This is a genomic window from Paenibacillus hebaui (assembly GCF_051934385.1).
In the GTDB taxonomy this organism is placed as follows: domain Bacteria; phylum Bacillota; class Bacilli; order Paenibacillales; family Paenibacillaceae; genus Paenibacillus.
Genome location: NZ_CP196836.1, coordinates 5,150,623 through 5,164,598 on the forward strand (window position 1 = coordinate 5,150,623; position 13,976 = coordinate 5,164,598).

12 protein-coding genes and 2 other annotated features (1 of these 14 running past the window's edge) are annotated in these 13,976 nt (G+C 45.6%); of the genes, 1 reads left to right on the forward strand and 11 read right to left on the reverse strand.

Features of this window, described 5'->3' with window-relative positions:
* Nucleotides 1-5: 5 nt before the first annotated feature.
* The 10 genes from ACR32F_RS23395 to ACR32F_RS23440 all read right to left on the reverse strand — a co-directional run bounded on the left by ACR32F_RS23395 (nucleotide 6) and on the right by ACR32F_RS23440 (nucleotide 10,319).
* Nucleotides 6-1,058, reverse strand: a complete 1,053-nt coding sequence (locus tag ACR32F_RS23395; protein ID WP_440111244.1) for an LLM class flavin-dependent oxidoreductase — start codon at nucleotides 1,056-1,058, stop codon at nucleotides 6-8.
* 68 nt (nucleotides 1,059-1,126) lie between these two features.
* Complete coding sequence (locus ACR32F_RS23400; protein WP_440111246.1) at nucleotides 1,127-1,996, reverse strand: NAD(P)-dependent oxidoreductase; 870 nt, start codon at nucleotides 1,994-1,996, stop codon at nucleotides 1,127-1,129.
* Between the two features lie 161 nt (nucleotides 1,997-2,157).
* On the reverse strand, nucleotides 2,158-2,742 hold the full coding sequence (locus tag ACR32F_RS23405; protein ID WP_440111248.1) for a TetR/AcrR family transcriptional regulator: 585 nt from the start codon (nucleotides 2,740-2,742) through the stop codon (nucleotides 2,158-2,160).
* 165 nt (nucleotides 2,743-2,907) lie between these two features.
* The gene (locus ACR32F_RS23410; RefSeq protein ID WP_440111250.1) at nucleotides 2,908-3,531 is read right to left on the reverse strand and encodes a hypothetical protein; all 624 of its coding nucleotides are present in this window, start codon (nucleotides 3,529-3,531) and stop codon (nucleotides 2,908-2,910) included.
* A gap of 70 nt (nucleotides 3,532-3,601) precedes the next feature.
* Nucleotides 3,602-4,051 (reverse strand): DUF5662 family protein, encoded by a 450-nt coding sequence (locus ACR32F_RS23415; RefSeq protein WP_440111252.1) that lies wholly within the window; start codon nucleotides 4,049-4,051, stop codon nucleotides 3,602-3,604.
* A 114-nt stretch (nucleotides 4,052-4,165) separates the two neighbouring features.
* Nucleotides 4,166-4,425 (reverse strand) — a binding site (T-box leader).
* Nucleotides 4,426-4,658: 233 nt separating this feature from the next.
* Nucleotides 4,659-4,817: a hypothetical protein gene (locus ACR32F_RS23420; RefSeq protein ID WP_440111254.1), complete on the reverse strand. Its 159-nt coding sequence runs from the start codon at nucleotides 4,815-4,817 to the stop codon at nucleotides 4,659-4,661.
* Between the two features lie 276 nt (nucleotides 4,818-5,093).
* Entirely contained in the window at nucleotides 5,094-5,915 is an 822-nt protein-coding gene (locus ACR32F_RS23425; RefSeq protein ID WP_440111256.1) for a hypothetical protein, read from the reverse strand.
* Nucleotides 5,916-6,119: 204 nt separating this feature from the next.
* A complete protein-coding gene (locus ACR32F_RS23430; protein WP_440111258.1) occupies nucleotides 6,120-8,984 on the reverse strand; it encodes a ComEC/Rec2 family competence protein in 2,865 nt (954 codons plus the stop codon).
* A 127-nt stretch (nucleotides 8,985-9,111) separates the two neighbouring features.
* Entirely contained in the window at nucleotides 9,112-9,636 is a 525-nt protein-coding gene (locus tag ACR32F_RS23435) for a deoxycytidylate deaminase (RefSeq protein ID WP_440111260.1), read from the reverse strand.
* Nucleotides 9,637-9,713: 77 nt separating this feature from the next.
* Entirely contained in the window at nucleotides 9,714-10,319 is a 606-nt protein-coding gene (locus tag ACR32F_RS23440) for a ComEA family DNA-binding protein (protein WP_440111262.1), read from the reverse strand.
* Nucleotides 10,320-10,503: 184 nt separating this feature from the next.
* On the opposite strand from ACR32F_RS23440, the gene comER reads away from it, so the two are divergent.
* Nucleotides 10,504-11,349 (forward strand): late competence protein ComER, encoded by an 846-nt coding sequence (comER, locus tag ACR32F_RS23445; RefSeq protein ID WP_440111264.1) that lies wholly within the window; start codon nucleotides 10,504-10,506, stop codon nucleotides 11,347-11,349.
* On the opposite strand, the gene leuS is transcribed toward comER, so the two are convergent.
* Complete coding sequence (gene leuS, locus ACR32F_RS23450) at nucleotides 11,330-13,774, reverse strand: leucine--tRNA ligase (RefSeq protein ID WP_440111266.1); 2,445 nt, start codon at nucleotides 13,772-13,774, stop codon at nucleotides 11,330-11,332. The two genes, comER and leuS, sit on opposite strands and share 20 nt — an antisense overlap.
* Nucleotides 13,775-13,846: 72 nt before the next feature.
* Nucleotides 13,847-13,976, reverse strand: a binding site (T-box leader); it runs 142 nt beyond the window's last position.

Consider the following 13,976-nt stretch of genomic DNA (forward strand, 5'->3'; position numbering starts at 1 on the left):
CAATCTTATCTCATTTCTGCTTCCCACTTGGAAATTTCCTCTCGTACCCGTGGAGCCACCTCTGTACCGAGCAGCTCTATAGCCCGCATCACCAACTCATGCGGCATGGTGCTTAATGGGACATACATCATGAAACGTGTAATCCCTACATGCTTGCGCAGATGGATGATTTTTTGAGCGACTGTTTCCGGATCACCAACATACAACGCACCATCAAAACGTCGGGCGGCATCATAGCTCGAACGATCGTAATGCCCCCATCCCCGCTCTTTTCCGAGCTTATTCATGCCGTACTGGGTTGACGGAAAGAAGAGATCCGCCGCCCGTTCTGTATCTTCTGCGACGAACCCGATTGAATGTGAACCCACCTGAAGCCGCGATACATCATGACCGGCGTGGGCTGCCGCCTGTTTATACAGTTGTACAAGCGGCGCAAAATTCGTGGGGTTTCCACCGATAATAGCGAGGACCATCGGCAGGCCCAGAAGTCCTGCACGTACGGCTGACTCTTGGTTACCCCCGCTGCCAATCCATATGGGTAAAGAGGACTGAATGGGCCGCGGGTACACACCCAGATTATGTATTGCTGACCGATGGCCTCCTTGCCATGTTACTTTCTCGGATTCCCGTATTTTCAGAAGCAGTTCGATGTTTTCATTAAATAATTCTTCATAGTCATGTAAGTCATAGCCAAACAACGGAAAGGATTCAACGAAGGAACCCCGGCCTGCTATAATTTCGGCACGTCCATTGGAGATGCCATCAAGCGTGGCAAAATCCTGAAACACTCGCACAGGATCAGCGGATGAAAGGACCGTCACAGCACTCGTCAATCGAATCCGTTTAGTTAGAGGGGCGGCAGCGGACAACACCATTGCGGGTGAAGAAGCTGCATAATCTTCCCGATGATGCTCACCTATCCCAAAAACATCCAATCCAACCCGATCGGCAAGAACGATTTCTTCGACAACTTCGCGTAATCGCTGTGCGTGGCTCATCACAATTCCGGTCTCCATATCGGGCTTTGTTTCTACAAACGAAGTAATGCCTATTTCCATAATTCATCTCATCCTTTTTTTGTTTTTTCTCCTGAAATTCACCCAGCAGAAGCGGCTCAACCCTATTTTTAATAAGAATGCTCCAGACAACGAATTAAAGCGGTCCAATCCAGCTCACCATAACCACGGGCCACCCCTTCATACAAATGATGATGGATCAGTTCTCCCAAAGGCAGAGGAGCGTGAACGGACTGAGCTGCCTCTATAGCTAATGCAACATCCTTCATTCCAAGCTTCATTTTAAAACCAGCCGGTTCAAAACGCTGTTCGGCCATGATCGCTCCATAGTTCTGATATACCGGAGATTGAAAAAGAGCATTCACGACATCCATAAATCGGGCTGGCTCGATACCGTGCTTTTCTACCATTAGCTGCGCTTCCGACAAAGCTTCCAGCATCGAAGCAATTAAAAAGTTAACGCCTATTTTTACAACGTTTCCTTCTTCACCGTGATCTCCAATCTCAAATATCTCTTGACCCAATGCTGTTAAAACTGGAAGTACCCGTTGTTTTGCTTGTTCCGGACCTGCCAAAATGATGCGCAATGTAGCTGCTTTAGCGGCATCCGGACGCCCCAGCACCGTGGCAGATACAAAGTGTTGCTTTCTCTCCGCATGCGCGGCGGATAACTTCCGAGCCAGATCTACGCTAATCGTACTGGCAGATATGTGAACTCCATTTTCCGATAATCCATTCAGAACACCATTCGGCCCCTCAACAACCTCCTCCAAAGCGGCATCGTCAGAAAGCATGGTTATTACAAGATTGCTTTCTTTTGCTGCCTCTAGCGGTGTTTCGGCATAGCGCGCTCCTTGTTTCAATAATGGTTCGACTTTTTCAGGGGTCCGATTAAAGATGGTTAATTCATAACCTGCTTCCAACAGATTTTGTGCCATGGGTAAGCCCATATTTCCAAGCCCGATAAACGATACCTTCATGAGTCTCATCTCCGTATTTATGATGGATTACACCATATCGGAACGTTCGTTCCAATATGAGCAAAAAAAAATGATATGCCTGCAGTTCCTTTCAAAATATTACCTTCATAATTATAATAAATCACGATAACGGAACGATTGTTCCAATATGGTCAAAAAAATTATACGCCTGCAATTACAAAGCTTATCATCTCTTTTGCGCGTTCTGGATCTTGACCTGTTTTTGCCATAATATTAATGCTTTGATGTAAATTCAGCAATAAATAAGACAATGCTTTGATATCAGTCGTTTTATCAATTTCGCCCGATTGTTGACCCTTTTCCAAGAGCTCACAAAAAGCTAGTTCTAAATCCAAGAAACTAGTCTTTATCAACTCATTTATTTTTTCATCTGGCGAATCTAATGTAGTAGCGGCATTCGTTACAAAACACCCACCCGGCAGGCTGGTATCGTATGCTGAAGCAATATGATGCTCGAAAAATTGAAGAATTCCATCTCTAACGGTTGATGCCCGTTCAAGAATAGCCTGTTTATAAAAGCTCCCCTTTTTATAATGCTCCAGGGCGGCCGAATACAAGGTTTGTTTGTCGGAAAAAGTATCGTAAAGACTGGATCGGCTAATGCCCATCACTTCCAGTAAATCCGGTATGCTGGCTGCCTCATATCCTTTTTCCCAAAATAACAGCATCGCTTGGTGCAGCACTTGATCTTTGTTAAACTCTTTTGTTCTGGCGATTAGTAACACCTCCCATCATGGAAATATAACATATCTGAACTGATCAGTCCAGAATAAAAGTGAGCAGATCTTACGTTCTGCTTTTGGGAAGTTTAAATAAACTGATTCAAATACGCCGATATTCGTTAGTTTAATCTCATTTTCAAAGTTATTATGGGTTACTTTTTGATATACTCAACTATTTTTTTGATGCAACTCCACCTCGGAACATTGAAAGATCCCATCAAAATCCTGAGGGTTACGGATTAATTTGTTTAAAGGACCTATCCCATATTGCTGAACGACAAATTCCACGAACATATACGAGAACTGAAAACCCTTCATCGTCTCAAAATCCCAGGTATCATTATCTAATTGTTCGAAAGTTGGGATCGCTAAATTATGGATCGCCTCTTCCGTGGTACCTTCAATATAGTCCTGAGTCATCAGCTTGGCTTCATATCCACCGATCCCCTGCCTGATCCATTTTGGAGTCTTCGAATTAATTTCACTAATCAGCCATATTGTGAACAAGTGAACCGTGCCTTTAAGAATCGATTGATAGGTATGCTCCGGTCCTGGATTTAATGGAGATACAATTTTCAGAATATTCCCTTCATACATACCCATGAACCAATTGGGAGCATCCATTTCTCCGACCGCTTGGTGAAATGATGGCAGATCAGGATATACTTCAATAACTACTTTTCGTGATAGATGGTGATTGTACTTGGATGAGATTCGTTCTACATGATTGCTAAGTTCATTGAACAGATCATGGTGTACCTTCTTCAGGCTGCTGAATGTAAAAAAATTCAAAAATGGAGCAGTGCCAACAGCAAACTGTTCCATGATGTGATTAAAGTAACGTTTCCCGTTAGCTTTGTGGTCAATCTTTCCCTCGGGATGTTAGAAGCTCAAGTTCTCTTTTCGTTACAGGATGAACAACTATGCTATCTGTAAGGTTTAGTGTAGGTTCTTTTACCTTTCTGCCCCATTTTCTTGAAAAGGAGCGCCAATCACATACCATCTCGATGACATACTTCCTTGGCATGGGTAATACCTCCTTCGTGTCGGGATTAACAACCCAATATTCCCAATGATGCTTGTTTTTACGTTGGTGACGGAGCCATGCGTATTTCCAATTCAGCTCATCTTCTAAGTTTAGAGGTTTCCCAGAGTAGAATTTTTTGGCATAGGGAAAGAACTCAGCCGGTGAAAATTTTGACCAATCATGAATAATCCCCTGAATATACAAACCTTCCTTCCAACATTCAATGAGAACATTCAATTTGTGATTAAGGATGTATAAGAAATATTTCCAATAAGCTTTCATCATTGAATTCATATCTCCTCTCCATAATGATCTTCATACCGTTTATAAGGATTATTAATAGTAATTAACTTTCTGCTTCTCCGAAAAAATAAAAAATCTCACCTCCAAGAACGAATTCTTGGGGACGAGATCTCGTCGTGGTACCACCCCAGTTCGCTAATCTGTCATCAGATTAGCCTCATCAAGTACGGTATGCCAACACATACTTATACTCTAGCTCTGTAACAGGAGCCCCTGTCACACCATCCCCCGAACTGGTTCAAGTTCCGATGTGATGCTCAAAGATTTGGTTCAATAAGATCGCCTATACTCTTTTTCAGCTACCAGAGTTCTCTGTTAAAGTAAACCTTATTTACTCTTCTCGTCATTGCATTTGTATAATTTTACCAAATACCTATTGAGTTTGTAAACACAAGAATATTGGAACTGATGTTATTTTCACTTAGATAATTGCCCGTTTGGATATCCGCTAATGGTTTCTTCTGCTTTAACTGTTTCTTTGACTTTACGACAATAATTAATTTCGTCTTCTAATTCATTTGTCATCCCTCAACAATTTGTAACGAACATTAATCTTCCCATCTTTAATTCTCATCTGGATCTCACCCATTTAATCTGTTCGATAGATATCTGTGCCCGTAGCCTCAAGCCGTTCAAGCACTCCTGGATTGGGATGACCGTATGTATTATTAGCGCCAGCGGATATTACGGCGGTTTTGGCATTCCGATACTGTAACCACGCTTCTGTTGACGAGGTTTTGCTGCTCAACTGGCTAAAGCCATAATAAAAAAGCGCCGAAGGCGCTTAATAAATGAGTGATGCTACGAGTTTTATAGTCATTTAGGGAGATCAAGTAAAGAAAATTACTTCCTTGCTTTTGAAATACCTACTACTGTACTAAATATAATAGCGCTGAATACGTTCAGCATATGATCGATTTCATCCCAAGTTCTATGCCGTATTAGCATATTAAATATAATAAATACCATGCTGCAGAGTATGAAGAATCCCAAGAAGTTTTTAAGAAAAATTTTCAGATTCATATTAATCCGCCACATATCCGCTTAAAAATTTCGTTGCGGTTGTATGCCCTATCTCACTTGTACGGGCTGAATTACTATAAAAAATAGTGTCCCATTTAGATCCGACAATGATAGTAGTAGCAACTAAGGATTTTTTCTCTGCATACCGTCGTTTATAATATACAAGTGGAATTTGATCTTGAACAAAGGTAGGTGCCACAGCACCTACAGTAGTTGTCACAACTGCAGCTGATGGGTTCGCAGCCGTTGCTAACGCAAATATTAATGCTGTCACAGCAGTGACAGTATATCTTTCAATTCTGCTACTACCATCTACCCAAGAACCGTAATACCAGGCAGATACTGCACCTCCCATATAGCTATCAAAAGGGGGAATCAAATCGCCTCTATCAGGACGCACAGTAATATTGGGGATAGTTGAGAGATCAGTTGTATCGACACCAAAATTTTGTGTTTCTGTTTCAATTACTCCATTCTCATTAGTAGTAACTTGGAAAAGAGAATTCTGGGTATCGATGATAGCATTTTGAATTGCATGCTCAACAAATTCCCCTTCAGCATTCTTCACATATATTGTGCTATTAACCTCAGTAAAGTCCTTATTAGCTCTTTCTTCAACTTTATACGTATCTCCATTGCTTTCATACGTATATATAAGATGCGCGTCTCCCGGCTTACCTTCTAAGAAAATATAGTTTTGTTTTTCTTGTGAAAGTTGACTTACGCTAGCTTCTAGTGCATTTGGGGCTGCAAGCATCACCGTAGGAACAACAACCTCAAGGCACAGTGCGATGGATAAAGCAGCTGTAATTATTTTTTTCACAGATAGAATCTCCCTTCGACTTCCAATTTTTTAAAATCAAAGCTCACCTACATGACTATGTTTTCCATTTTATATCATTAAATAGATTTATTTGTATTCAAGATGTAAATTGATGTTAATTTTTGTATTTTATAATAGATCATTCTCTTTCTCAGTCAAAACAGCCATCTGTTATTGATAAATCAATGTTTCCCATGCAGAAACTCATGATTCATCCCTCAACAATTTGTAACGAACATTAATCTTCCCATCTTTAATTCTCATCTGAATCTCACCCATTTGATCTGTTCGATAGATATCTGTATCCGTATCCTCAAGCCGTTCAAGCACTCCTGGATTGGGATGGCCGTATGTATTATTAGCGCCAGCAGATATTACGGCGGTTTTGGCATTCCAATACTGTAACCACGCTTCTGTTGACGAGGTTTTGCTGCCATGATGGGCGACCTTTAACACATCAATGGAGACAGGCTTATCCTCATGATTCTCCTGCAAATGATGTGAGAACATCTCCTGTATGGAAACACTTGCGGCTAATGCGTTATTTGCATCCTGCTGTCCAAACGAGGCTGCAAGCGATCCGTCCTGAATCATATACAGCAGATTCTGCTCGGCCGCTGCGTCCATATCACCTGTGAACATGAAAGAGGCTCCTGCCATTTCAAGCAAAAAGACAACCGAATCATGGTTCTGATGTTCAGACACGGGTAACCTTTCTCCTGTGTCCATCGTCTTCTCCAGATCAGGAGATATAAAATGCAGCTTGGTCACTCCATCCGGCTCATAGGACATCCCTTGCTGAATGGCGTATAAGGGAATGTTCTTATCTATAGCTGTGTCAATCAGTTTGTCAAAATTGTCTTTGCCGCTTGTTGTACCATTGAACATGAATTGTTCCACCGGAATTTGTTCGAGCACTGCCTGTAATCCGCCGGCATGATCCTGATCGGCATGGGTGACGATTACGGCGTCCAGCTGATGAATGCCCCTCTTTTTTAATAATGGAACGACGACCTTGGCCCCTACTTCATACGGATCACGCCTCGTTCTCCAGGATTGGTCAGACTTGCCAAAGTTGACCGTGCCACCACCATCCACCAAAATATGCTTACCTTCCGGGGTTGTAATCAGTGTGCTGTCCCCTTGTCCAATATCCAAAAATTGTACAACTCCAGTTCCGGAAGACTGCGGGGTCTGGTATGCCCACCACAATTCTGCAACGAAGCTAAGCGCCAGCAATCCGCACATCCATTTGTGGTATATGTTCATTCGTTCACCGGAGTAAAATCCAGCACCTCGTGCCGTAAATGCACTGGTATATTCCGGCCAAGCAATACTTGCACCTAATGTCGTCAATGAAGTTTCTTTTCCCTCTACACGATTCTTGCCTTGATACTGAAGTGCGGTAGACAAAGGAGAAATAACGCCAACGCTCCCACTCGGAATTAAAGGTCGTCGCCGGACAAGAGGGGCAGTATCCTCCTCAACAAACGTTGTTTCTTGCTTCGCACCTTTTCCCCGATGAAGCAGATATAACAGGGCATACAGCACTGTATAGTATGCTGCTATCCACAGCAACGAAGGTGTAGCCCATATGAGCACAAACCCAGGTAAACTGTTCATCCATTCCACACTGACAAATGTCAGCTTGTTCAGTAGAATTGCGATCCAGGCCAATGGTTGTGCCAAGGGTACCCAGAGGAACGATAACAACAGCGCAACGGTTCCAAGTGGCAGTACGATCGCGCTGATCAAAGACACCAGTAGAAAGTTAGCCACAAATGAGAGCAATGAGAACTGGTTGAAATACAGTATGGTTACCGGAAAAGATATAAGCTGAGCGGTCACAGTCACTGACGCTGTTGCCGCCAGAGATTTCGGCCAACTGCTGAACAGTCGGTTAATCAGCGGCATATAGATCATCAGTCCTGCCGTGACGAGAAAGGATAATTGGAAGCTGACGCTTAACAAAAAGTACGGGTTCCACCACATCATCAGCAGAGCCGCTGCACTAATCATCTGAAGGCCATCTCTGGCAAGGCCACGACGCGCCATATACAAACCAATCATGGACATAATCCCTGCCCGAACCACGGAAGGCGAGCCACCAGACAACAACACATAAGCAGGTACCAGTATCAGAACAATCGTAAGCGATGTCTCTCTGGTCAGTCTTAACCATGATAAAAGGAGCAGCAACGAAGCGACATACACCGCGACATGTGTTCCTGAGATCGCCAAAATATGAGTTAATCCCAGCTGAGAAAATTGACCATAGGTATCTGTATCGATATCATTGGCCATCCCGATAATCAGGCCTTTCATATAGCCAGCATGAGGCTCGGGAAATAACTGTTCAACCGCTGAGCCCAGCTTATGCCTAATGACGTCATTCCACCGCAGAATATTGAAATTCCCCATCCCTTCAGGTGGGACGGTTGCTACCGAACTGGCTCCTTTCACCTTAAACAGCCAATGGATGTGAAGAGTTCGCAAATAAATGCGATAGTCGAATCCACCGAAGTTTCTGGCTTCACCTGGAAGCGCCAGTGCACCTGTCAACGTTATAGAGTCTCCTCGCTTCCAGCCTGCCGCTACTTGCTGTTCTTCTTGCTCAGCTAATCTGACTTGCACCATTAGGCGTTCTTTCATGTTCGACGTAGACGATACTTCCGGCTCTGTTCCCGATAATGTACCTGATATCGGTAGCATGGATGTCACCTGCATCTCAAAATCGGCCCGATCCCCATCAATGCGCACATCCGACATGAGTGTTCCTTGAAGTGTAGCTGCAAAGCCATCCAGGTCCTCCAGCGTTGTGTTCGTCATCTCAGGCAAGCTGCTTATATTACGTGTATCATTCCACTCCCAGTGAACAGCACCACCGATGAGTCCTCCAACCAGTAATAAGATGGACCACCCGCGTATATCGATAAATCGTAGCATGAGTGGCAGACATGCGAGCGTCCCAATCATTCCCCAGATCAGGGTCCAGCCTGTTAACGCGCACGCCACGCCGCTACCGCATAACCAACAGATCGTAAATACAAGTAAAGGTCTGCCTTTCATCCTCATTCCTCCTTCATGTCAACCGTCTGAACGCAGAAAAACCCCCGGCAGCTGTTTACAGCAACCGGAGGTTCTTCCCCGTGAATTCGAATTATATTTATGATGTGTATTTTAATTATGGATGGGCCTAGTCACTCACGGTCATCATCGTCTCACGTGGAGGCTGGTAATGATCCAACCTGCGAAACGTAATGCCTTTCTGTTTCATCATGTTTGTAACCTTGCCTGTATCTTTGGGATATGGGCGGTGAAAAACGATTTCAGTGATGCCGCTATTCGCGAGCATATTGGAACAAGTCCAGCAAGGTTCATCTGTTACATATACAGACGAGCCTTCGCGGTCGATTCGATCGGTGAACAAAAGCAAATTTTGCTCCGCATGAATGGTACGGATGCAGCGTTGCTTTTTGACCATTTCCTCCTGACCGTCGGTTGCAACAACCAGCTCATACTCTTCAGATATCATACACCCCGCTTCAGAGCAGTCCGGAACGCCCATGGGTGCACCATTATAGGCTGTTCCGAGCAGTTTTTTTCCCTGTACAAGCACGGAGCCCACATGACGGCGTGAACAGCGGGAACGGGTTGAGACCATATATGCGATGTCCATGAAATACGTGTCCCAGTCTTTGCGTACGTCTGCTGTACTCATGTCCGTTTCCTCCTTTCCGATTACTGTTCTCCCCGAAATTCAAGTTCAACTTATATCGTAATATTTATAATGGGTTATTACCGAATCTGCACATAGGGTGCCATCTTCTCCAGCATCTTCGTTCCAATTCCTTTTACTTTAGTCAAATCGCTGACTCTGGTAAAAGGACCATGCGCATTGCGATAGTCAACAATGGCTTGCGCCTTCTTCTCCCCGATCCCGGGAAGCTCCGTGAGCTTCGAAGCGGTGGCTGTATTCACATCAATTTTCCCATTGTCGCTGGCCTCAGCGCTCACCATAGCTTGCTTATTGCTTGATGCCCTATCGGGCGTATCTGATTGATTAGCTGTCGTGCCCTTAGAAACATCAGGGTTGTTGCCAGTAGCATTCAGATTAGTCTCATGAACAACCGCTGCGTCAACTTGATTTTGCTCTACTAAGGCAGAATCATGGTTAGACGGTTTCCGACCTGCATCAGATGAAGCCTCACTTTGACTTTGGCTTTGGCCTTGACCCAAAGCAGCCGACTGTACACCAGTAGATTCCTGTTGTATCGTCGGCTTCTCGGTGCCGAGCTGCATAGGTTCCCAGCCAGAAGGCGGCTGTTCACTTTTGCCCGACCATAATATCAGTATACTTCCAACCACCGCAGCAGCAATGGTCATCCCTTTATTCCATCTCATTCTTCCACACCTCTCCCTGAATTCAAAATAACTTTATTCTGAACACGGGCGGTGCTTCCGAACCGTTGGACCTGCCTGTTAAACCAAGCTGTACTATTTTCATGTCATGTCAACCAGGTCCTGATGCATAGACTAGAGAAAAGAACTGCGCCATCACCGTAAAGCATGAAAGGAGGCCTGAACAATGAAGGTTGGATTTATCGGAACCGGCAGCATGGGCAGCCTGCTGATCTATGCCTTGATCCAATCCGGTGCACTTGAGCCCCGGCAGATCACCGCAAGCAATCGAACCCCTTCCAAAGTACGGCAGCTATCCCTCCGTTACCCCGGTCTGCATGAATCACAGAGCAATCGGGAAACCGTCATCCGAAGCAACATCATATTCCTGTGCGTGAAGCCACTCGAATTCAAACATGTCATTGATGACATTCTGCCTGTCGTGAATCCCAATCATATCATCGTCTCGATCACCAGTCCCGTGCAGTTGCGTCATCTGGAATCTTCACTTCCTTGCAAAGTCTCCAAAGTTATTCCCAGCGTTACGCATCAGGTCGGCAGCGGAGCATCCCTGTGTATACATGGCGAACGAATGACCAACGAAGATCGCGCTGTGCTGGAAGCTCTGCTCAGTCATATCGGCAGACCGTACCAGGTCGATGAAGCCTGTACCCGGATCACATCTGACTTCTCCAGCTGCGGACCTGCATTCATATCGTTCTTTCTGGAGCAATGGATTGAAAGTGCCGTCAAGCTCACAGACATCAAACGGGCCGATGCCTGCGCTCTTGCCGGGGAAATGCTCCTCGGAACAGGCAAGCTGCTCACCGAAGGAGGGTATACCCCGCAAGAGCTTCAGGCTCGGGTCGCTGTACCCGGTGGTATTACCGCACAGGCACTTGCCCTGCTAAAGGTTAGTTTGAATGGTGTCTTCGACAACCTGATTCATACAACCCATGAGAAATATGATGAAGACTTGTTAAAGCTCGATGAATTATTCAGAGCCGGCGAAATTAACCGGCAACAATATTAACGAGTTTGCCTGGAACGGCAATGACTTTGCGAATGGTCTTGCCTTCCAGTGCCTGTTTAACAGGTGCCAGCTCCATCGTATAGTCCTGCATACCCTGTGCATCCAGATCCTTAGCGATCGTTGCACGGGTTACAATTTTGCCATTCACCTGAACCACAATCTCCACTTCCGCATCAACCGTCATGGACTCATCATACTCAGGCCAAGCAACGTAAGAAATTCCACCCTCATGTCCCAGACGACTCCACAGCTCCTCCGCCATATGTGGTGCCAGCGGTGACAACAGCTGTACAAAATTCTCCATGGCTTCACGTGGCAGCGTATCTGCCTTGTACGCATCATTGATGAAAATCATCAGCTGACTGATCGCTGTGTTGAAGCGCAGATGTTCCAGATCATCTGTAACCTTTTTAATTGTTTTATGCGCGGTCCGCTTGAACTCATCCGTACCACCATCGGCTGTAATCTTGTCATTGATTGCTCCTGTATCTTCGTTAATGAAGAGACGCCATACGCGTGACAGGAAGCGGTGCATGCCCTCAACCCCGTTAGCGTTCCACGGTTTCGTCGCCTCCAAAGGTCCCATGAACATTTCATACAGACGCAGTGTATCTGCACCGAATTCATTGACGATTACGTCCGGGTTAATGACATTACCACGGGATTTACTCATTTTCTCATTATTGGTTCCCAGGATCATCCCTTGGTTGACCAATTTGTGGAATGGCTCTTTGGTGTTCACCACACCCAGATCATACAGCACTTTGTGCCAGAAACGAGCGTACAACAAGTGAAGCACCGCATGCTCTGCTCCCCCAATGTACAGATCAACTGGCAGCCATTGCTGCTGTTTCTCCTGAGAGATCAGTTCCTTGTCATTGTGAGGATCGATAAAGCGCAGGTAATACCAACAGCTACCCGCCCATTGTGGCATCGTGTTGGTCTCACGACGTGCTTTCATTCCCGTTTCCGGATCTACCGTATTCACCCACTCCGTAACATTCGCCAGTGGTGATTCTCCAGTACCCGAAGGTTTGATCTGGTCAATATCTGGCAGCAGCAAAGGAAGCTGATCTTCCGGCACCGTCTTCATCGTTCCGTCTTCCAGATGCAGAATTGGAATCGGCTCGCCCCAGTAGCGCTGACGGCTGAACAGCCAATCGCGCAGACGATAGGTTACTTTCCCTTGTCCCTTACCATTCTCTTCCAACCAGGCAATCATCTTCGCAATCGCTTCTTCATTGTTCAGTCCGTTCAGGAACTCGGAATTCACATGGGCTCCGTCTCCGGAATACGCCTCTTGCGTCACGTCTCCACCCTGAATGACTTCGATAATGTCCAGACCAAACTGCTTCGCAAATTCCCAGTCACGTGCATCATGACCTGGAACAGCCATTACAGCCCCTGTGCCATATCCAGCCAGAACGTAATCGGCAATCCAAATCGGCAGCTTCGCACCATTGACCGGATTGATCGCATAGGCACCTGTGAATACACCTGTTTTGTCTTTAGCCAAATCTGTACGTTCCAGATCACTCTTGCGAGAGGCCTGCTCCTGATAAGCCTTGATGGTTTCAAGTTGGTCATCTGTCGTAATAGTTTTCACCAGTTCATGCTCAGGAGCAAGAACTGCAAAACTAGCACCGAACAATGTGTCTGCACGAGTTGTGAACACCTTGATGACCTCTTCAGATCCCTCAATTCCAAAAGTAACTTCCGCTCCGGTCGATTTGCCGATCCAGTTGCGCTGCATATCCTTAATGCTCTCGGACCAGTCCAGTTCTTCCAGGTCTTCCAGCAAACGTTCTGCATATTCGGTAATTCTCAGTACCCACTGACGCATCGGTTTACGTACGACCGGATGTCCACCGCGTTCACTCTTGCCATCAATAACCTCTTCGTTAGCCAGTACCGTACCCAGCGCTTCACACCAGTTCACTGCCACTTCATCGACATAAGCCAAGCCTTTATTGTACAGCTGGATGAAAATCCACTGCGTCCATTTATAGTATTTAGGGTCCGTTGTGCTGATCTCACGATCCCAGTCATACGAGAAGCCAAGCGACTTGATCTGACGACGGAAATTGTCAATATTGCGGAATGTAATATGCCGTGGATGCTCACCCGTATCCAGTGCATGTTGCTCAGCAGGCAGACCAAAAGCGTCCCAACCCATCGGATGTAATACATTGTAGCCGCGCATACGTTTGTAACGGGAAACAATATCCGTTGCCGTATATCCTTCAGGGTGACCTACGTGCAGACCCGAACCGGATGGATACGGGAACATATCCAGTGCATAAAACTTCGGTTTAGCCGGGTCCTCACCCGTTTTAAACGTTTTATTCACATCCCAGTATTGCTGCCAACTTTTCTCCATGACTTGTGGCTGGTAGCCGTGTTTCGGCTGGTGATTCTCACTCATCTATTGTTCCTCCTCTTGGTTATTCGCTTTTATTGCAACAAAAAAACCTCAGCATCCCGTAGCGTTTGCAGCGCTAGGGACGAGAGGTTGAATTCCCGTGGTACCACCCTAGTTAGCGGACGAACGTGCTTCGTCATCCACTCCCTTTGGACCTGTAACGGCGGTTAACCGATGCGGATTTCCATTCCTGTCCTAACCCGAT

Bases quoted from the DNA above. Each gene is read 5' to 3' on its own strand.
- ACR32F_RS23415 (WP_440111252.1), bottom strand. From the start codon at position 4,051: ATGATGAAAGCTTATTGGAAATATTTCTTATACATCCTTAATCACAAA.
- leuS (WP_440111266.1), bottom strand. From the start codon at position 13,774: ATGAGTGAGAATCACCAGCCGAAACACGGCTACCAGCCACAAGTCATG.
- ACR32F_RS23440 (WP_440111262.1), bottom strand. From the start codon at position 10,319: ATGAGATGGAATAAAGGGATGACCATTGCTGCTGCGGTGGTTGGAAGT.
- comER (WP_440111264.1), top strand. From the start codon at position 10,504: ATGAAGGTTGGATTTATCGGAACCGGCAGCATGGGCAGCCTGCTGATC.
- ACR32F_RS23430 (WP_440111258.1), bottom strand. From the start codon at position 8,984: ATGAAAGGCAGACCTTTACTTGTATTTACGATCTGTTGGTTATGCGGT.
- ACR32F_RS23395 (WP_440111244.1), bottom strand. From the start codon at position 1,058: ATGGAAATAGGCATTACTTCGTTTGTAGAAACAAAGCCCGATATGGAG.
- ACR32F_RS23435 (WP_440111260.1), bottom strand. From the start codon at position 9,636: ATGAGTACAGCAGACGTACGCAAAGACTGGGACACGTATTTCATGGAC.
- ACR32F_RS23400 (WP_440111246.1), bottom strand. From the start codon at position 1,996: ATGAAGGTATCGTTTATCGGGCTTGGAAATATGGGCTTACCCATGGCA.